Below are 19336 nucleotides of genomic sequence, written 5' to 3'. Positions count from 1 at the left end.
CTACTTCACCCCACCCACGGGCCCCATGGCGTCCGCAGACCCCGCCCGGCAGGCTGGGGCGTATGACCATGAGCCCCCTGGTGCCCGACAACGACTGTCCACCGCCCGCCCGCTTCGCCCTCGACCGGTGGACATGGAAGGAGATCGGCTACCTCCTCGCCAACCTCCCCATGGCCCTGGCCGGGTTTGTTTACACGCTGTTGATGATCGGCGTCGGCGTGGGGCTCGCGGTCACGGTGGTCGGTCTGCCCCTGCTCGCCGCCGGGCTGCACGGGGCGCGGCTGATCGGCAAGGCCGAGCGGGGCCGGGCGCGGGCGATGCTCGGGCTGCGGATCGACGAGCCCAGTCCGATGGTGCTGTCCCGCCGGGCACAGGGCTTCTTCCCCTGGCTGTGGTCGAGCCTCAAGGACCCGGTGGGCTGGCGGGCGGTGCTGTACTCCTTCATTCGGCTGCCCTGGGGCGTGCTCACCTTCACCGTGACGTTCGTGAGCCTCTTCGTGCTGTGGCCGGTGCTCCCCTTTGTCGCGCGGCTCCTCACCCATGCCGACCGGGCGATGGCGCGCGGGCTGCTCTCCCCCTCCGACGAGCTGGAGCGCAGGATCGCCGAGCTGGAGTCGGACCGCGGGGTGGTCGTCGACACGGCCGCCGCCGACCTGCGCCGCATCGAGCGCGACCTGCACGACGGCGCACAGGCCCGGCTCGTCGCCCTCGCCATGGGCCTGGGCCTGGCGAAGGAGAAGCTGACCGACGACCCCGAGGCCGCCGCCCGCATGGTCGACGAGGCCCACGGCGAGGTCAAGGTCGCCCTCCAGGAACTCCGCGACCTCGCCCGCGGCATCCACCCCGCCGTCCTCACCGACCGCGGACTCGACGCCGCACTCTCCGCCATCGCCTCCCGCTGCACCGTCCCCGTGACGGTGGGGGTGGACCTGGCGTCCCGGCCCGCCCAGGCCATCGAGGGGATCGCGTACTTCACGGTCTCGGAGCTGCTGCAGAACGTGAGCAAGCACAGCGGGGCACGTTCGGCGACCGTGGAGGTGTGGCGGTCGGCGGACCGGATGCTGATCCAGGTCACCGACGACGGGCGCGGCGGGGCCCGGATGGACGGCGGTACGGGCATGGCCGGGCTGGCCGAACGGCTGGGCGCCGTCGACGGGCTGTTCGTCCTCGACTCGCCGGCCGGCGGCCCCACGACCGTCACCGCGGAACTGCCCTGGCGGGACCGGGACGAGGGCAGGGATCGGGACAAGGGCCGGGACCTTGACAAGGGCCGGGTCAGGTAGGGCCAAGTCAGCAGGGCCGGGAAGCCGAGCACTCCCGGATCCCCTCGCGGGGTGGGGAAAACCCCCGGTCGAAGAGGGATACCGCCCTCATGGTGCGCGTGCCCACGACCCAGCACCCTTGATGTACCAGCGGAGAAACCGGCTCCCCGAGACGAAACGGACAGCATCCATGGCCACGGCATACGGACCGGACACTCGGGACCACCAGCGGTCCGGAGCCGGTTTCGGGGACCATCCCCCGGTGAAGCACTTCTTCCCGGCCGCGCTGCGCGCGCCTTTCGAGGGCAGGACCTGGCGCGAGTTCGGCTATCTGCTGCTGAGCCTGCCGATCAGCGTGGTCCTGTTCAGCCTCTCGATCACCCTGACGTCCCTGGGCGTCGGCATGCTGATCACCTTCCTCGGCGTCCCGATCCTGGCCGGCACGCTCGCGATGTGCCGCGGTTTCGGCGCGCTGGAGCGGGTCCGGGCGCGCGGGCTGCTGGGGCTGGACGTGGCCGAGCCGGCGCCGGGGCGCGGCAGGACCGGCGGCCTGATGTCCTGGGTGGGCGCGGTCCTGAAGAGCGGGGTGTCCTGGCGGCATCTGCTCTACGCGCTGCTGCACTTCCCGTGGGCGGTCTTCGCCTTCACGGTTTCGCTGACGTTCTGGTCGTGCGGGTGGGCCACCTTCACCTACCCGCTGTGGCACTGGGTCTTCCCGTCGTACGTGGGGGTCGACGGCATCCAGGTGTACGGCGACAGCTCCCATCGGGCGATCTACCTCGACTCCCCCTTCGAGCTGGCCGCGACCAGCGTCTGCGGCCTGGTCGTCGTCCTCGTCACCCCGTGGATCATCCGTGGTCTGGTGACCGTGGACCGGGTGATGGTGGCCGGGCTGCTCGGGCCGTCCCGGCTGGCGACGCGCGTCTCGGAGCTGGAGTCGGACCGCGGGGTGGTCGTCGACACGGCCGCCGCCGACCTGCGCCGCATCGAGCGCGACCTGCACGACGGCGCACAGGCCCGGCTCGTCGCCCTCGCCATGGATCTGGGCCTGGCGAAGGAGAAACTCGACGAGGACCCCGAGGCCGCCGCCCGCATGGTCGACGAGGCCCACGGCGAGGTCAAGGTCGCCCTCCAGGAACTCCGCGACCTCGCCCGCGGCATCCACCCCGCCGTCCTCACCGACCGCGGACTCGACGCCGCACTCTCCGCCATCGCCTCCCGCTGCACCGTCCCCGTGACGGTCGAGGTGGACCTGGCGTCCCGGCCCGCCCAGGCCATCGAGGGGATCGCGTACTTCACGGTCTCGGAGCTGCTGCAGAACGTGAGCAAGCACGCACACGCGACCCGGGCGTCGGTCGATGTGTGGCGCACCGCGAACCGGCTGATGCTCCAGGTCACCGACAACGGCCGCGGCGGCGCCGAGGTGTCGTCGGGCAGCGGGCTGGCCGGGCTGACCGAGCGACTGGACGCGGTGGACGGCGTCCTCGTCGTGGATTCCCCGCAGGGCGGTCCGACGCGGATCACGGCCGAGCTGCCGTGGCGCGGCTGAGCGCGTCCGTCCGGTGCCGTGACCGGAACCCCCAGGTCCACGGCCCCTTCCGGTCCCCTCGTCCCCGGCCGGGGAACTGGCTCGAAATCGAGCCGGTACGGCGGCCGGGGACAGAGCGCTGCCGATACTGGGATGCTGGAGCCCGTACGGGCGGGACCAGCGAACAGTGGGGGATAGGGCGTCATGGTGGAGGACAGGGTGCGGGTAGTCATCGCCGAGGATTCGGTACTGCTTCGGGAGGGCCTCACCCGGCTGCTGACCGATCTCGGGCATGACGTCGTCGCCGGGGTCGGGGACGCCGAGGCGCTGGTCAAGACGGTGCACGAGCTCGCGGATCAGGACGCGCTGCCCGATGTGGTGGTCGCCGACGTGCGGATGCCGCCCACCCACACCGACGAGGGCGTGCGGGCGGCGGTGCGGCTGCGCAAGGACTACCCGGGAATCGGGGTCCTGGTTCTTTCGCAGTACGTCGAGGAGCAGTACGCCACCGAGCTGCTGGCCGGATCCAGCCGGGGCGTGGGGTATCTGCTGAAGGACCGGGTCGCCGAGGTCCGGGAATTCGTGGACGCCGTGGTCCGGGTGGCGCAGGGCGGCACGGCGCTGGATCCGGAAGTGGTGGCCCAGCTGCTGGGCCGGAGCCGTAAGCAGGACGTCCTGGCCGGGCTGACGCCGCGCGAGCGCGAGGTGCTCGGCCTGATGGCGGAGGGCCGGACGAATTCCGCGGTGGCCAAGCAGCTGGTGGTGAGCGACGGCGCCGTGGAGAAGCACGTCAGCAACATCTTCCTGAAGCTGGGTCTGTCCCCCAGTGACGGGGATCACCGCCGGGTACTGGCAGTGCTGACCTACCTGAACTCCTGATTAGCTGACACCCTGTCAGATTCCTGGTGGGAGCCGGTCCGGGCCGGTGTGCGTCGCGGGCTCCGGTCGGCCGCCGAGGCGGCCGGCCGGAGCCCTAGAACCAAAGAATGAGTACACAGCGTCTTCATCGAACGACTGGGGGGCTTGCCAAACATGACAAACCGGTATCAAATCGCGTCTCAAAACGACGTCCACCATATGATCGGTCCAGGGAAGGCGACCCTTACCGACGTAGGGTGGACCTTGGGACCGCCGGCGGGCCGGCCGGTCCCGAGCCGCCGCCCCGAGGGAGGTCCAGTTCAGTGACCAGCCAGGTCAGTAGCCCAGCCGAACAGGCCGATGAGGCCAGCGAGGCGCTCGTCGGGGGACAGCGTGCCCCCCATCCCGATCATGCGGGCGCCGGCGAGAAGGAGATCCGCCGTCTGGACCGGGTGATCATCCGTTTCGCGGGTGACTCCGGGGACGGTATGCAGCTCACGGGTGACCGGTTCACCTCGGAGACCGCGTCGTTCGGGAACGATCTCTCCACGCTGCCGAACTTCCCCGCCGAGATCCGCGCCCCCGCAGGCACCCTGCCGGGGGTTTCGTCGTTCCAGCTGCATTTCGCCGATCACGACATCCTCACCCCGGGTGACGCGCCGAATGTTCTGGTCGCGATGAACCCGGCCGCGTTGAAGGCGAACATCGGTGATGTGCCGCGCGGCGCCGAAATCATCGTGAACACCGATGAGTTCACCAAGCGCCCGATGGCGAAGGTCGGCTACGAGACCAGTCCGCTGGAGGACGGGTCGCTGGAGGCGTACAGCGTTCATCCGGTGCCGCTGACGACGCTGACGATCGAGGCGCTGAAGGAGTTCGGGCTCTCACGCAAGGAGGCCGAGCGCTCGAAGAACATGTTCGCGCTCGGGCTTCTGTCCTGGATGTATCACCGGCCGACGGAGGGGACCGAGGCGTTCCTGCGGGCGAAGTTCGCCAAGAAGCCGCAGATCGCCGAGGCGAACGTGGCCGCGTTCCGGGCGGGGTGGAATTTCGGGGAGACGACGGAGGACTTCGCCGTCAGCTACGAGGTGGCACCCGCCTCGCAGGCCTTCCCCGCGGGCACGTACCGCAACATCTCGGGGAATCTCGCGCTGTCCTACGGGCTGATCGCCGCGTCCCAGCAGGCAGACCTGCCGCTCTACCTGGGCTCGTACCCGATCACCCCGGCCTCGGACATTCTGCACGAGCTGAGCCGGCACAAGAATTTCGGTGTGCGTACGTTCCAGGCCGAGGACGAGATCGCGGGGATCGGGGCGGCGCTGGGCGCCGCGTTCGGCGGGTCGCTCGCGGTGACGACGACGTCCGGGCCCGGGGTGGCGCTGAAGTCGGAGACGATCGGGCTGGCGGTCTCCCTCGAACTGCCGCTGATCGTCATCGACATCCAGCGTGGCGGCCCGTCCACGGGCCTGCCGACCAAGACCGAGCAGGCCGACCTCCTCCAGGCGATGTACGGGCGCAACGGCGAGGCCCCGGTCCCGATCGTGGCGCCCCGGACCCCGGCGGACTGCTTCGACGCCGCGCTCGACGCCGCCCGGATCGCCCTGACGTACCGCACCCCGGTCTTCCTCCTCTCCGACGGGTACCTCGCCAACGGCTCCGAGCCGTGGAAGATCCCCGACATCGACGAGCTCCCGGATCTGCGGGTCCGGTTCGCGACCGGCCCGAACCATGAACTGGCCGACGGCACCGAGGTGTTCTGGCCCTACAAGCGCGACCCGCAGACCCTGGCCCGCCCCTGGGCCCTGCCCGGCACCCCCGGTCTCGAACACCGTATCGGCGGGATCGAGAAGCAGGACGGCAGCGGCAACATCTCCTACGACCCCGCCAACCACGACTTCATGGTCCGCACCCGGCAGGCCAAGACCGACGGCATCGAGGTCCCCGACATCGAGGTCGACGACCCCGACCAGGCACGCACCCTCGTCCTGGGCTGGGGCTCCACCTACGGCCCCATCACCGCCGCCGTCCGCCGTCTGCGCGCCGCCGGGCAGCCGATCGCACAGGCCCACCTGCGCCACCTCAACCCCTTCCCCGCCAATCTCGGCGAGGTGCTGAAGCACTACGACAAGGTGATCGTGCCCGAGATGAACCTCGGCCAGCTCGCCACCCTCATCCGGGCCAAATACCTCGTCGACGCGCACAGCTACAACCAGGTCAACGGTATGCCGTTCAAGGCCGAACAGCTCGCCACGGCACTGAAGGAGGCCATCGATGCCTGACACCAACCCCCTCCTCCACCTGGTGCCCAAGGCCGAAGCCAAGCAGTCCATGAAGGACTTCAAGTCCGACCAGGAAGTCCGCTGGTGCCCCGGCTGCGGCGACTACGCCGTCCTCGCCGCCGTCCAGGGCTTCATGCCCGAACTCGGCCTGGCCAAAGAGAACATCGTCTTCGTCTCCGGCATCGGCTGCTCCTCCCGCTTCCCGTACTACATGAACACCTACGGGATGCACTCCATCCACGGCCGCGCCCCCGCGATCGCCACCGGACTCGCCACCTCCCGCCGCGACCTGTCCGTCTGGGTCGTCACCGGCGACGGCGACGCCCTGTCCATCGGCGGCAACCACCTCATCCACGCCCTGCGCCGCAACGTCAACCTCAAGATCCTGCTCTTCAACAACCGGATCTACGGACTCACCAAGGGCCAGTACTCCCCCACCTCCGAAATCGGCAAGATCACCAAATCGACCCCGATGGGCTCCCTGGACGCCCCGTTCAACCCGGTGTCCCTGGCCCTCGGCGCGGAGGCGTCGTTCGTCGCCCGCACCATCGACTCCGACCGCAAACACCTCACCGGTGTCCTGCGCGCCGCGGCCGACCACCCGGGCACGGCACTGGTGGAGATCTACCAGAACTGCAACATCTTCAACGACGGCGCCTTCGAGGTCCTCAAGGACAAGGACCAGGCACAGAACGCCGTCATCCGCCTGGAACACGGACAGCCGATCCTCTTCGGCACGGACAACTCCAAGGGCGTCGTACGCGACCCCGCCACCGGCGACCTGTCGGTCGTCACGGTCACCGACGACAACAAGTCCCAGGTCCTCGTCCACGACGCCCATGCCGCCAGCCCCACCACGGCCTTCGCCCTGTCCCGCCTCGCCGACCCCGACACCCTCCACCAGACCCCCATCGGAGTCCTGCGCGACGTCGACCGGCCCGTATACGACACACAAATGGCCGAACAGCTCGACACCGCCGTCGAACAGGACGGCAAGGGCGACCTGACCGCGCTCCTCGCGGGCAACGACAACTGGACCGTCGTCGGCTGACGGTTTCCTTCATCACCACCTGCCGTCGCCGGACGGGCTGAATTTCGGCCCGTCCGGCGATTGCGTCCAGGGGTGCGCCCGGCCACCGCGCACCATGTGGCCATGACCCTGGACCGCCCCGCCTACCGCATCAAGCGGCGTCTGCTCGGCAGAGCTCTCACCACCGAGCGCATCAGCGAGGAGAAGCTGAACAACCGGACGGCGCTCGGGGTGCTCGCCTCCGACTGCGTCAGTTCGACCGCGTACGGCTCCGAGGAGATGCTCCGGGTCCTCGTACCCGTCGTCGGTGCCGCCGCCTTCACACTGCTCATGCCGGTGACCGGCGCGATCCTGCTGGTGCTGCTGCTCCTGACGCTCTGCTACAGCGATGTCGTGATGATCTACACCCGGGCCGGCGGTTCGTACGTCGTCGCCCGGGAGAACTTCGGGCCGAACATCGCGCAGATCGCCGCCGTGGCACTGCTCGTCGACTACATCGTCACCGTGGCCGTGCAGGTCTCGGCCGGTACCAACGCCCTGATCTCGCTCGCCCATCTGGTCGGCGGCAACTTCACCGGCCTGGACCATCTCCAGCTCCCGGTCTCCGTCGCCGTCATCGTGCTGCTCGCGTACGGGAATCTGCGCGGGGTCCGCGAGGCGGGCCGGGCCTTCGCGCTGCCCGCGTACCTCTTCATGGCCGCCATCGGCCTCGTCCTCCTCGTCGCCGCGCTGCGCGGGATCTTCGGCGAGCTGCCGCACGCCGATCTGCACGCCGCCGGGGTCGTGCCGCTCGGCACCCCGGGCAACGGCTGGCTCTACGGCGCCTCCCTCTTCATCGTGCTGCGCTCGTTCGCCAACGGCGGCTCGTCCCTCACCGGGCTCGAAGCGATCTCCAACGGCATCTCCGCGTTCCGTGAACCCCAGGGCCGCAACGCCCGCCGCACCCTCATCACCATGAGCGCGGTGCTCGGCACCCTCGTGCTGGGCGTGTCCACGCTGGCGCACTTCACCCACGCGGTGCCGTACAAGGACGGCACCCCGACCGTGATCGCGCAGGAGGCCCACCTCGCGTTCGGCAGCGGGCCGGCCGGTACGGCCGGGCTCGTCTTCGTACAGCTGGCGACCGCGCTGATCCTCTACACCGGCGCCAACACCCCGTTCACCGGCTTCCCGTACCTCGCCAGTTTCGTCGCCGAGGACCGGTTCCTGCCGCGCCTGCTGACCCGGCGCGGGCACCGGCTGGCGTTCTCCAACGGCATCATCGCGCTGACCATCGTCTCGCTGGCGCTGCTGCTGGCCACCGGCGCCAGCGTGGACAGGCTGGTGGCGCTGTACGCGATCGGTGTGTTCACCGCCTTCACCATGGCCGGGGCCGGCCTCACCGCGTACCACCTGCGGCGCCGGGAGCCGCGTCGCACACTGAAGATCGCGGTCAACGGGCTCACCGCGTTCATCTCGGCCGCCATCGTGCTGATCTTCGCGGTCACCAAGTTCACCGAGGGCGCCTGGCTGGTCGTGGTCGTCTTCCCGCTCGGGGTCTGGGCGCTGATGCGGATCAACCGCGAGTACCGGCACGAGGCGGCCGCGCTGCAGAGCATCACGGCTCCGGGCGCCGACCGTGCCCGGGCCCGCCGCCATCTGGTCTTCGTACTCGTCGAGTCGCTCGACCTGGCGACGCTGAAGGCCCTGCGGTACGCCCATGAGCTGCGTCCGGACGAGATCCGGGCGGTGCACTTCGCGATCGACGAGGCGCACGGCAGACGGCTGGCCGCCCGGTGGGAGGCGACGGCCGCCACGTCCGTGTCCCTGGAGCTGGTGGCGTGCCCGGACCGGCGGCTGCGCAATGCGATGCGGCAGCTGGCGGTCCGCACCACGGAGGACGGGAACACCTGGCTGACGGTGCTGGTCCCCCGGCGCACGTACCGCAATGTGCTCGGGAAGCTGCTGCACCGGGGCACGGGTGAGCAGATGGCGAAGACGCTGGCGCCGCTGCCGCACGTGGCGGTGACGATCCTGCCGTTCGACGTCTCGCGGGCGCTGCGGACGCTGGAGGAGGGGCGATCGCCTCAGCCGGACTGACCGCCGCCTTCCCGCTGCTTCCGGGCGGCCCTACGCGTCGTACGCCTTCCGCGCGTCGTACGTCTCGCGCGCCGCGTACACGGCGTCCAGGCGCCGCTCCGTCCAGCGGGCCAGCGCCCATACCTGCTCGGCGGCCTCCCGGCCCAGCCCGGTGAGCGAGTAGTCGACCCGGGGCGGGATGACCGGCTTTGCGTCCCGGTGCACGAAACCGTCCCGCTCCAGGGTCTGGAGGGTCTGGGCCAGCATCTTCTCGCTGACCCCGCCGACCTCGCGGCGCAGTTCGCTGAAACGGTACGAGCGCTCCAGCAGCGCGGCGAGGACCAGGACGCCCCAGCGGCTGGTGACGTGTTCGAGCACCAGCCGGGAAGGACACATCTGCCGGTTCACATCGGGCTTCCGGCTCAGGCTCGCGTCCGGGTCAAGGTCACTCACGCTCATGCAAGTACCTTACTTCAAAGTGGGTACTTTCTTCTGGTTAGTGCACCCCGTACGGTGAGTTCAAGAGCCCGAACGAGGACCAGCGCCACCGAAAGAGGAGAAAACCATGAGCATCGTCGTCACCGGAGCCACCGGAGAGCTCGGCCGTCTCGTCATCGACCAGCTGCTCACCACCGTGCCCGCGAGCGGGATCACCGCCGTCGTCCGCGACGAGGCGAAGGCCGCCCCGCTCGCCGCGCGCGGCGTCGAGCTCCGCGTCGCCGACTACGACCGCCCGGAGTCCCTCAAGGACGCCTTCCGGGCCGGTGACCGCGTCCTGCTCATCTCCGGCAGCGAGGTCGGCAGGCGCGTCCCGCAGCACACCGCCGTGATCGACGCGGCCAAGGCGGCGGGCGTCGCGCAGTTCGCGTACACGGGCGTACTGGGCGGTCCCGACGCGGACTTCACACTCGCCGACGAGCACAAGGTCACCGAGCAGCTGATCCTCGACGCCGGACTGCCGTACACCTTCCTGCGCAACGGCTGGTACACCGAGAACTACACCGCCAACCTCGCCCCCGTCCTGGAGCACGGCGCCGTCGTCGCCAACGCGGGCGACGGACGGGTCGCCTCCGCCACCCGCGCCGACTACGCCGCCGCGGCGGCCGCCGCGCTGACCGGCGAGGGCCACATCGGCGCGGTCTACGAGCTGAGCGGCGATGCCGCCTGGTCGTTCGCCGAGTACGCGGCCGAGGTCGCCAGGGCCACCGGCAAGGAGATCGCCCACAAGAACGTCCCGGCGGCCGTCCACCAGGAGATCCTGGTCGGCGCCGGCGTGCCCGAGGGTTTCGCGGCGATCCTCGTCGACGTGGACGCCGCGATCGAGCGCGGGCTGCTCGCCGGTACGAGCGGTGACCTGGCCCGGCTGATCGGCCGGCCGACGACGCCGCTCGCCGAGACGGTGGCCGCGGCGGTGGCCAGGGTGTAACTCCGCCTCCCGCACCCCAGGGGCCTCACGTCATGACCGTATGACGATACGGCTATGACATGAGGCCCTTCCAGCGCTACCGTCATGCAGTCGACGGCCGGTCGACACGGAGCAGCTGACACAGACACGCCGGGAGGGTCCGTGAAGGGGACGACCAACCAACGGGCCGGACTGCTGTCCGGTATCAGCGCATACGCCCTATGGGGCATCGTTCCCCTGTTCTGGCCGCTGCTGAAGCCCGCCGGCGCGATCGAGATCCTCGCCCACCGCATGGTCTGGTCCCTCGGCGTCGTCGGCATCGCGCTGCTGGTGCTTCGCCGCTGGTCCTGGATCGGCGAGCTGATACGGCAGCCGAGGAAACTCGGCCTGATAGCGGTCGCCTCAGCCGTGATCACGGTCAACTGGGGTCTGTACATCTGGTCCGTGAACAACGGCCATGTCGTGGAGGCGTCGCTCGGCTACTTCATCAATCCGCTGGTCACCATAGCCATGGGCGTCCTGTTCCTCGGCGAACGGCTGCGTCCCGTGCAGTGGGTGGCAGTCGGCACCAGTGTCGCGGCAGTGCTCGTGCTGGCCATCGGTTACGGGCGGCCGCCGTGGATCTCGTTGTCGCTGGCGTTCTCCTTCGCGACGTACGGCCTGGTGAAGAAGAAGGTCAACATGGGTGGCCTGGAGTCGCTCACCGCCGAGACCGGCGTGCTGTTCGTGCCGGCGCTCGCCTATCTGCTGTGGCTGGGCGCACAGGGCGATTCGACGTTCACCTCCGAGGGCCCCGGCCATGCGGCGCTGCTGGCCGCGGCGGGCGTCGTCACGGCCATACCGCTCATCCTGTTCGGGGCGGCGGCGATCCGCGTACCGCTCTCCACGCTGGGCCTGCTGCAGTATCTGGCACCGGTCTTCCAGTTCATCCTCGGCATCCTGTACTTCCACGAGGAGATGCCGCCGGAGCGGTGGGCCGGGTTCGCCCTGGTGTGGCTGGCGCTCGCCCTGCTGACCTGGGACGCGTTCCGGACGGCACGGCGGACGAGGGCGCAGGCGCAGGCCGTCGCTGCGCAGCTGGCGGCGCAGCCGGCACAGCAGACGCCGCCGGCCGGGGATTCCGCGTCACCCCCCTCGGCCGCGGCCCCGACCCGGTGACCGGACATCCACTTTAGTTACCGAGTTGCCTTTTTAACCAGGTTACGTTTTTCTGGGCTTCCGCGGACCTACGACCGAGGAGCCCCGCATGCCCATGCCCACCACCCAGGTACTGATCGTCGGCTCGGGCCCCACCGGCCTGACCCTGGCCTGCGATCTGGCACGGCGTTCCGTCGCCGTACGGATCATCGACAAGTCCCCCGAGTTTCCGCGCAGCTCGCGGGCCAAGGGCCCCAACCCCCGTTCCCTGGAGGTCCTGGAGGACCTCGGGATCGTGGACCGGGTGCTGGCTGCGGGCTCGACGCCGCCACCCATGCGGAAGTACCGCAACGGGCTGCCGATCACCGACACCGACCCGTTCGAGGCGTCGCACCCGACGCCGGACACCCCGTACGACCGGCCGTGGATGATCGCCCAGTGGCGGCTGGAGGAGATCCTGCGGGACCGCCTGGCGGAGTACGGCGTACACGTGGAACTCGACGCGGAAGCAACCGGGTTGGCGGCAGGACCCGAGTCGGTGACCGTCACGCTCGCCGACGGCCGGAACCTCGCGACACGGTACGTGGTGGGGTGCGACGGCGGTCACAGCTCGGTACGCAAGCTGCTCGGCATCCCGTTCGAGGGGAAGACGGCCGAGGAGCAGATGATGGTCTGCGGGGACGTGGAGGCGGACGGTCCCGACCGCGGCTACTGGCACCAGTGGTTCGACGAGGACGGTGCCGTGCTGCTGTGCCCGATCCCGGGTACGCGGTCGGGCTGGTGGTTCCAGGCCGGGCCGGAGCGGGACCGGGCGGGAGCCCCCGTACCGCCCTCGCTGGAGAGCTTCCGCCGGCTCTTCGCCCGGCACACCGGGCTGCCGGGCACCCAGCTGACGCGGGCCGACCTGCTGTCCACGTACCGGGTCAACGAGCGCATGGCGGACCGCTACCGGGTAGGCCGCGTCCTGCTGGCCGGGGACGCCGCGCATGTGCACTCCGTCGCGGGCGGACTGGGCATGAACACCGGGATCCAGGACGCGTTCAACCTGGGCTGGAAGCTCGCCCGGGTCGTCACCGGCCAGTCGGATCCGGGCCTGCTGGACACGTACGAGGAGGAGCGGCTGCCCGTGGCCTCCTGGACGCTGGACATCACCTCCGAGCGGCTGCGTGCCACCCTCGAAGCGATCAAGCAGCCGGGCGGCGGCCTGGACGCGGCGGGCACTGCCGAGACCACGGGCCTGACACGTGGCTACCGCTGGAGCTCGCTCTCCCCCACGGGCTCCACCCCCCGGCTGCGAGCGGGCGACCGCGCCCCGGACGCCCCCTGCCGCGACGCCGTAACGGGCACACCGACCCGCCTCTTCGAAGCGTTCGCCGGACCGCACTTCACCCTGCTGGGCTTCGGCCCGGGCACGGCGGACGCGCTCCGGGCGACGGAAGCGGCGTACGGCGACGCGGTGCGGGTGTACGGGGTGGGCGCGGGCGGCCCCGCCGACCTGGCCGACGAGGCGGGCCACGCCCGTACGGCGTACGGCATCGAGCCGGGCACCGACACCCTCGTCCTGATACGCCCGGACAACCACGTGGCACTGATCTCACCGGCGGCGGACAGCCAGACCATTGGCACCTACATGGACCGCCTGAGCGGTACGGCATTCAGGCGGCTCTGAGCGCGTCGCGCCGGGCAATCCCGCAACTGTCGCGCACTCATATTTTCCTGACATGCTATGAGCCGATTCACGCGCGCGTGCGGGAACTCCCGCGTGCTCCTGCGCACCGCCACCGCCGCCCTGTCCACGCTGTCGTTCCTGGTCTTCGGCGCCTCGCCCACGGGCCACGCGGACACCGGCGCGGACCGGGCCCGCCCGTCCGGCCCCAACTCCCTGCGACCCGTCCACGTCGTCGAGGCGTACCCGCAGCAGCGCTTCCCCTGCCCGTGGTCCACGGCCTCCTGACCGAGCCGGAGTTCCCGGCGTGACCGCCTGGGGCGAGCGATCCGACGGGTCGCTCGCCCTCTCCCCGCCTACCGTTCCGCCTTTGCCACGCATTCCACCCAGAGGAGCTTCCCACCCTGCCCCGGCAGCCCGCCACGCATGGGGTACGCCCCCCAGCACTCCGCGTAGAGAGTCACGAGATACAGCCCCCGCCCCCGCTCCGCCGGCTCCGCCGGGGCTTCGGCGTTCCATCGGAACGGGGCGGGGATGTGCGGGTTGGTGTCCCAGACGCTCAGCCCACCCGGCTGCGCCCGGCATCGCGCAGCCGCAGGGAGTACACCCCCGAGGAGTGCAGGTAGGCGTTGGTGACCAGTTCGCTCGCCAACAGCTCGGCGATCTCGGTGAGTTCGCGCATACCGTGCACGCGCAGGATGGTGCGAAGAGCCGTACGGGCCAGGCCTGGTGCGCGGGGATCCTGCGGGAGTTGAAGGGTGTACGTCCAGGGCAGCGATACCGTGGCACTGACCATGGAAGTCTCCGATCACGGAGGGAAGTTGGAAGATGCACTTCGGGTTGCCCGGTGACGAGACCGCTCCGTCGAGCGGGGTACTTCCGGGCGGGTGGCCTGAGCAAGAGATTAGGCTGCCGCAAGGATTACTTTCATCAGTTGACCGGAATCCTGGCATCAATCCACTCGTGTGAGTGACGGTCCAACTGGGCCGATTTCAGGGGAGACTTCGAGATGGCAGGCAGAGCCGCCCCCACCGCGCGCCGCATCCGACTCGGCGCCGAACTGCGCAGACTACGGGAACGTGCTGGAATGACCACCACTCAGGCAGCGGGCCTCCTGGGCACGAGTCCGGGCCAGCTGAGCAACATGGAGGTGGCACGTTTCGGCGTGAGCCCAGACCGGGTACGGCTGGCGGCCCGCGCGTACTCCTGCACCGATCAGGCACTGATCGATGCTCTGGCCGCCATGACAGGTGACCGCAATCGGGGCTGGTGGGCGGAGTACCGGGAAATCCTGCCGCCCGGACTGCTGGACCTGGCAGAGATCGAGCACCATGGCACCGGTCTGCACGCGGCACACAGCATCCATATCCCCGGCCTGCTCCAGACCATTGACCACGCCCGGGAGATCTACCGGCAGGCCGTTCCCGAGATGTCCCCACCGGAGATCGAGCACCGCGTCTCCTACCGCGTCAAGCGGCAGGAAGTGCTCTACCGGACGGACCCGGTTCCGTACGAGGCCGTCATCCACGAGGCCGCTCTGCGGATGAGGTTCGGCGGTCCGGACGTCGCCCGAGGCCAGCTCCGGCACTTGCTCAAGATGAGCGAACATGCCCACGCGACCATCCGCGTGATCCCCTTCGAGGTCACGCACTACCCGGGATCGGGGCAGTCGGTGTACTACGTGCGCGGCCCGGTGCCCGCCCTCGATACCGCGCAGCTCGACCAGTCGCACGGGCCCGTGTTCATCGACGCCGAGGCCCAGTTGGCGCAGTACCGTCTGCTACTCGCACGACTCGGCAATGCGGCACTGGGTATCGAAAAATCCCGAGAACTCATCCACGAGATCGCCAAGAGCCTGTGAAGGGAACCGAGATGTCCGCCTACGCCTGGCAGAAGTCGTCCTACTGCGCGCAGGGCGAAGCCTGCGTGCACGTAGCCGCCGCACGGACCGGAGCAATAGCGCTCACCGAATCCGGCGACCCCAACGGCGCGATACTTCACACCCGCACCGCCGCCCTGGTCGCGCTCCTCCACGCCGTCAAGAAGGACACTCTCCATGGCTGACATCCCCAGCGACCTCACCTGGGTCCGCGCCGCCCCCGAGGGTGAGGAGGGTCCCGGCCCCTGGATCGAGATCGCCTTCGGACCGGACGAACTCGTCTACCTCCGCGAGACCGGCGACCCCACCAACATCGTCACCACCACCCGCACCAAATGGGACGCCTTCACGCTGGGCGTCCAGGCCGGCGAGTTCGACCACTTCATCGAGAGCGCCGAGGGCACCCCACCCGCTCAGCACTGATCACCATCACGCCGGCCCGCAGAGCCAACCCCCGCGCAAAAACGTGACACACCACGGGTCGACTGTCACGTTCGCACAGGGGGTACCCCTTGCGCCCGGCGGAGCGGCCGCAGGGCAACCGAGACTTCCGGCCACCGAGCGCAACCCGCTTCCCCGCCGCCGTCGACCGCACGCCAGGGGCACCCGTCTCCGCGGGCAGCCCGGCGTCCGGACCGAGCGGCCGACAACCCAGCCCCCGCGCGAAAACGTGACACACCACGGGTCGACCGTCACGTTCGTACGCGGTGGGTGTGCCCCCGAGGGCCGGCCGAACGGGCACAGGACCTCATCAGGACCTCAAGACCTCAAGACCTCAGAGGGTTCCGGTCAGCCGACGGATCGGTCACGGCGTGCCGGGCCCGGTGGGCCCGTACCTTGTGGAGGTTTCCGCAGTGCTCCATCGCGCACCAACGGCGCCTGCCCGGCCGCGAGGTGTCGACGAAGAGCAACTTGCAGTTGTCGGAGCCGCATTCGCGGATGCGGTCGGCGTACGGGCCGGTGAACAGCTCCACCGCGTCGCGGGCGACGGTCGACAGAAGGGCGTTGCCGGTGGCGTCCGGGGCCCATGCGAGGCGGCCGGAGTCGGCGTCGACACGAGGGACGAGCGGGGGCTCGGCCGCCGTGGCGTTCACCGTGGTGAGGTCGGCCGCGGCGAGGGGGCGGCCGTGCGCGCGGGCGGCGGTCAGGTTCCAGAGGGCGGCGCGCAACTGGTGCGCCCGGCGCAGTTCCTCCGCGCTCACCGAAAGGGACAGGCCGTCCGGCAGCCGGCTCTCGCCTGCCCATCGCACCAGGTCGGCGGGGGTGTGCAGCACCTCGTACGCCGCATACCGCGCATACCCGCCGGTGGGCAGCAACTCCAGGCACAGGGCGCCGGGATCGAAGCGGTAGGGGCGGCCCTCCCGCGTACGAAGAGTCAGGCCCGGCGTGCCCATTGCGGACTCGGTCATGTAACCACTATAAACGGTTACCATGGTTCTGAACTGGAAAGCCGTCATCGACTCGACCGACCCGCACGCCCAGGCCGCCTTCTGGGCCGAGGCCCTCGGCTACCTGGTCGAGGACAACAGTCCCCTGATCGACCGACTGCTCGGCCTCGGTGCGGTCCCGGAGGCGGCAACCGTCATGGTCGACGGCCGCCGGGCCTGGCGCGACCTCGGGGCGGCCCGGCACCCGGACGATCCGTACGAGAAGGAGAGCGGAACGGGCCTCGGCCGACGGCTCCTGTTCCAGCGCGTGCCAGAGGCCAAGACCGTGAAGAACCGCCTCCACCTGGACGTGCACGCGGGACCGGGGCGACGCGACGTAGAGGTGACCCGGCTGGAAAGGCTGGGCGCGAAGGTGCTCCGCAGGGTCGAGGAACCAGGAGGCACATGGACTCTTCTCGTCGACCCCGAGGGCAACGAATTCTGCGTGCATTGACTTCCGCTCCCCGGGCTAGAGCCCGGGGATTCCTACCACGGTCGTCTGACCGTCTCGGTGGGTTCCTGCTTCACGGCGCTGCGCCGGGACGAGTCCCGGTCTTATCTGCGCTCCACAGGCTGACACCGCCAGTCCGGCGGCCCTGGCGATGTTGACCGCCGCGTTGATGTCCCGGTCCAGGACGGCCCCGCATGCCCCGCATTCCCACACGCGGACGTGGAGGGGCTTGGGACCGTCCTTGACGCCGCATACGCAGCAGACCTGGGAGGTCGGCTCGAACCGGCCGATGCGCACGAAGGTGCGCCCGTACCGGGCGGCCTTGTACTCCAGCATTGCCAGGAACGCCGACCATCCGGCGTCGTGGACGGACTTGGCCAGGCGCGTACGGGCGAGTCCCTTCACCGCCAGGTCCTCCACGGCAACCGCTTGGTTCTCACGGATGATCCGAGTGGAGAGCTGGTGGTGGAACTCGCGCCGCGCGTCGGCCACCTGCGCGTGAGCGCGGGCGACCCTGAGCCGGGCCTTCGCCCTGTTGTTGCTGCCCTTCACCTTGCGGGCCAGGCGCTGCTGTTCCCGCTTCAGCTTCTTCTCCGCCCGGCGCAGGAAGCGCGGGGATTCGATCTTCGTACCGTCCGAGAGGATCGCAAAGTGCGACAGGCCCAGGTCGATACCGACCTCGGACGCGGCCTCGGGCAGTGTCTCGCCGGGTTCGGTCCCGACCACGAACGACGCGAAGTACCTGCCTGCCGCGTCCTTGACCACGGTCACCGTGGACGGCATCGACGGCAGCGTGCGCGGCCACTTGACCCGTACGTCACCGATCTTCGGGAGGGACAGGTCACCGCCGGTCGTGATCTCCACCGGGCGTTGGCGGTGAACCGCACCGATTGCCGGTTGTCCTTCCTGGACTTGAACCGGGGCGCTCCCATCTTGGGACGTTTGCCCTTGAGGCCGTCGAAGAAGTTCCGGTACGCGGTGTCCAGGTCCCGCAAGGACTGCTGGAGTACCACGGCCGACACATCGCGGAGCCAGGCGCGCCCCTCGGTCTTCTTCGCCTCGGTGATCAGCAGCTTGGACAGGCTCCCGGTCTTCGGAAACGGGTCGCCTGCGGCACGAGCGGTCTCGCGAGCCCGCAGGGCGTCGTTGTAGACCACCCGCGCACACCCGAACGCCTGGGCCAGCGCGGTGCGCTGAGGACCGTTCGGGTACAGGCGGAAGCTGTACCTCAACTGCATATCAATCAGCGTACTGCAGTTGGTTTATGGCTGAATATCAGAACATTCGTACTGGTCGATACCGTGCTTTCGTCCTTCACGCCCACTTGGTTTTCGTGACGAAATACCGGCACAAGGTCTTCACCGACGCCCACCTCAAGCGGATGGAGGAGATCATGCGCGCCGTGTGCGCAGACTTCGAATGCGAGCTGGTCGAGTTCAACGGCGAGAACAACCACATCCACCCCCTCGTGAACTTCCCGCCCAAGATCGCCCCGTCCAAGCTGGTCAACTCCCTCAAGGGTGTCAGCTCTCGCAGGCTCCGCCAGGAATACCCGGAACTGGTCCGGCACTACTGGCGGGCGCAACGGCTATGGTCCGGCTCGTGCTTCGCCGGGTCGGTGGGCGGCGCTCCACTGTCGAGCGTCCGTCAGTACACCGAGCAGCAGAACCGTCCGCCCTAGCCTGCGGGTCGGAGCACTTCTCAGAATCGCTTCACCACCGGGCTGAAGCCCGGTGCACTGCGATAAATCCCGGTAGCCGCGGGCACGGCTGCCCTGCCGACCGGCCCGAGCCCGGAGATCAGCACGCCGGCGCGGCGGGTGGCTCAGGGCGCAGGAGCGGGGGCAGGGCGCGCGGTTGACGGACACCGGGTCCGGGCCGGAACCCTGCCGCACCCTCCGGTGCGATCGGCAGGGCTTCCGCCCCGGACCCGGGCCGTCCGGTTCACCCCTCCACCATGTCCTGCGGATACCAGCGCAGCTCCACGGTGTTGCCGTCCGGGTCCCGGACGTACACCGACTGCGCCTCGCCCCGGGCGCCGGAGCGGCTGACCGGGCCCTCCAGCACCGTGAAGGTGCCCGAGTCGATGACCTGTTGCCAGTCCAGCGGTTCGACGACCAGGCAGATGTGGTCGACGTTCGACGCGGAACGCGGCCGGCCCAGCAGATCGATGATCATGCTCGGGCTGACCCGTACCGACGGGAACGGGAACTCACCGGCTCGCCACTCGTCCACCTTGATCGGCTCCAGGCCGAGTGGGCCGCAGTAGAACTCCAGTGAGCGCTCAACATCCTGCACATTGAGCACCAGGTGATCGAAGTCCTTGACTCGTACTCGCACAGCACAACCTTTCAGCC

18 protein-coding genes and 2 pseudogenes are annotated in these 19336 nt (G+C 69.6%); 15 read left to right on the top strand and 5 right to left on the bottom strand.

From position 1 onward, the window contains the following. Positions 1-62: 62 nt before the first annotated feature. The 6 genes from OH735_RS21910 (at position 63) to OH735_RS21885 (ending at position 9036) form a co-directional block, all read left to right on the top strand. Complete coding sequence (locus OH735_RS21910; RefSeq protein ID WP_406383235.1) at positions 63-1283, top strand: sensor histidine kinase; 1221 nt, start codon at positions 63-65, stop codon at positions 1281-1283. Positions 1284-1452: 169 nt separating this feature from the next. Then, positions 1453-2811, top strand: coding sequence for a sensor histidine kinase (locus OH735_RS21905; protein WP_406383234.1), 1359 nt, complete (start codon positions 1453-1455; stop codon positions 2809-2811). Between the two features lie 183 nt (positions 2812-2994). Further along, positions 2995-3669 carry a response regulator gene (locus tag OH735_RS21900; RefSeq protein ID WP_406383233.1) on the top strand — a complete coding sequence of 225 codons (675 nt, stop codon included), beginning with the start codon at positions 2995-2997 and terminating at the stop codon, positions 3667-3669. Positions 3670-3971: 302 nt separating this feature from the next. Beyond that, positions 3972-5927, top strand: coding sequence for a 2-oxoacid:acceptor oxidoreductase subunit alpha (locus OH735_RS21895; RefSeq protein WP_406383232.1), 1956 nt, complete (start codon positions 3972-3974; stop codon positions 5925-5927). Further along, positions 5920-6978 (top strand): 2-oxoacid:ferredoxin oxidoreductase subunit beta, encoded by a 1059-nt coding sequence (locus OH735_RS21890; RefSeq protein ID WP_406383231.1) that lies wholly within the window; start codon positions 5920-5922, stop codon positions 6976-6978. Before OH735_RS21895 ends, OH735_RS21890 begins: the two co-directional genes overlap by 8 nt. Before the next feature lie 102 nt (positions 6979-7080). Continuing rightward, on the top strand, positions 7081-9036 hold the full coding sequence (locus OH735_RS21885) for an APC family permease (RefSeq protein ID WP_406383229.1): 1956 nt from the start codon (positions 7081-7083) through the stop codon (positions 9034-9036). Positions 9037-9066: 30 nt separating this feature from the next. Here the strand turns inward: OH735_RS21885 and OH735_RS21880 are convergent, their stop codons facing one another. Beyond that, positions 9067-9474 (bottom strand): winged helix-turn-helix transcriptional regulator, encoded by a 408-nt coding sequence (locus tag OH735_RS21880; protein ID WP_406383228.1) that lies wholly within the window; start codon positions 9472-9474, stop codon positions 9067-9069. Between the two features lie 106 nt (positions 9475-9580). Between OH735_RS21880 and OH735_RS21875 the strand changes: the two genes are divergently transcribed. The 4 genes from OH735_RS21875 (at position 9581) to OH735_RS21860 (ending at position 13511) form a co-directional block, all read left to right on the top strand. Next, the gene (locus tag OH735_RS21875; protein WP_406383227.1) at positions 9581-10441 is read left to right on the top strand and encodes an SDR family oxidoreductase; all 861 of its coding nucleotides are present in this window, start codon (positions 9581-9583) and stop codon (positions 10439-10441) included. A 141-nt stretch (positions 10442-10582) separates the two neighbouring features. Then, positions 10583-11578: an EamA family transporter RarD gene (gene rarD, locus OH735_RS21870; RefSeq protein ID WP_406383226.1), complete on the top strand. Its 996-nt coding sequence runs from the start codon at positions 10583-10585 to the stop codon at positions 11576-11578. A 94-nt stretch (positions 11579-11672) separates the two neighbouring features. Next, entirely contained in the window at positions 11673-13226 is a 1554-nt protein-coding gene (locus tag OH735_RS21865; RefSeq protein WP_406386678.1) for an FAD-dependent monooxygenase, read from the top strand. A 57-nt stretch (positions 13227-13283) separates the two neighbouring features. Beyond that, positions 13284-13511, top strand: a complete 228-nt coding sequence (locus OH735_RS21860; RefSeq protein ID WP_406383225.1) for a hypothetical protein — start codon at positions 13284-13286, stop codon at positions 13509-13511. 68 nt (positions 13512-13579) lie between these two features. Here OH735_RS21860 and OH735_RS21855 read toward each other — a convergent pair. Beyond that, positions 13580-14019, bottom strand: a pseudogene (locus OH735_RS21855) (ATP-binding protein). A gap of 213 nt (positions 14020-14232) precedes the next feature. On the opposite strand from OH735_RS21855, the gene OH735_RS21850 reads away from it, so the two are divergent. The 3 genes from OH735_RS21850 to OH735_RS21840 are packed head-to-tail and all read left to right on the top strand — an operon-like array spanning position 14233 to position 15525. After that, positions 14233-15084, top strand: a complete 852-nt coding sequence (locus OH735_RS21850) for a helix-turn-helix domain-containing protein (protein WP_406383224.1) — start codon at positions 14233-14235, stop codon at positions 15082-15084. A gap of 11 nt (positions 15085-15095) precedes the next feature. Further along, entirely contained in the window at positions 15096-15287 is a 192-nt protein-coding gene (locus OH735_RS21845) for a DUF397 domain-containing protein (protein ID WP_406383223.1), read from the top strand. Further along, complete coding sequence (locus OH735_RS21840) at positions 15280-15525, top strand: DUF397 domain-containing protein (protein ID WP_406383222.1); 246 nt, start codon at positions 15280-15282, stop codon at positions 15523-15525. Before OH735_RS21845 ends, OH735_RS21840 begins: the two co-directional genes overlap by 8 nt. Before the next feature lie 344 nt (positions 15526-15869). Here OH735_RS21840 and OH735_RS21835 read toward each other — a convergent pair whose 3' ends face one another. Continuing rightward, positions 15870-16511: a CGNR zinc finger domain-containing protein gene (locus OH735_RS21835; RefSeq protein ID WP_406383221.1), complete on the bottom strand. Its 642-nt coding sequence runs from the start codon at positions 16509-16511 to the stop codon at positions 15870-15872. A gap of 22 nt (positions 16512-16533) precedes the next feature. On the opposite strand from OH735_RS21835, the gene OH735_RS21830 reads away from it, so the two are divergent. Next, positions 16534-16983, top strand: coding sequence for a VOC family protein (locus OH735_RS21830; protein WP_406383220.1), 450 nt, complete (start codon positions 16534-16536; stop codon positions 16981-16983). A gap of 15 nt (positions 16984-16998) precedes the next feature. Here OH735_RS21830 and OH735_RS21825 read toward each other — a convergent pair. Beyond that, a pseudogene (locus tag OH735_RS21825) lies at positions 16999-18218 on the bottom strand (RNA-guided endonuclease InsQ/TnpB family protein). 26 nt (positions 18219-18244) lie between these two features. Here OH735_RS21825 and tnpA point away from each other — a divergent pair. Continuing rightward, positions 18245-18661: an IS200/IS605 family transposase gene (gene tnpA, locus OH735_RS21820; RefSeq protein WP_406383219.1), complete on the top strand. Its 417-nt coding sequence runs from the start codon at positions 18245-18247 to the stop codon at positions 18659-18661. Between the two features lie 262 nt (positions 18662-18923). Here the strand turns inward: tnpA and OH735_RS21815 are convergent, their stop codons facing one another. Continuing rightward, complete coding sequence (locus tag OH735_RS21815) at positions 18924-19319, bottom strand: VOC family protein (RefSeq protein WP_406383218.1); 396 nt, start codon at positions 19317-19319, stop codon at positions 18924-18926. Between the last annotated feature and the right edge of the window lie 17 nt (positions 19320-19336).

Source organism: Streptomyces sp. NBC_01618 (assembly GCF_045209435.1).
Taxonomy (GTDB): Bacteria; Actinomycetota; Actinomycetes; order Streptomycetales; family Streptomycetaceae; genus Streptomyces.
This window is presented reverse-complemented; position numbering and strand designations above follow the sequence as displayed.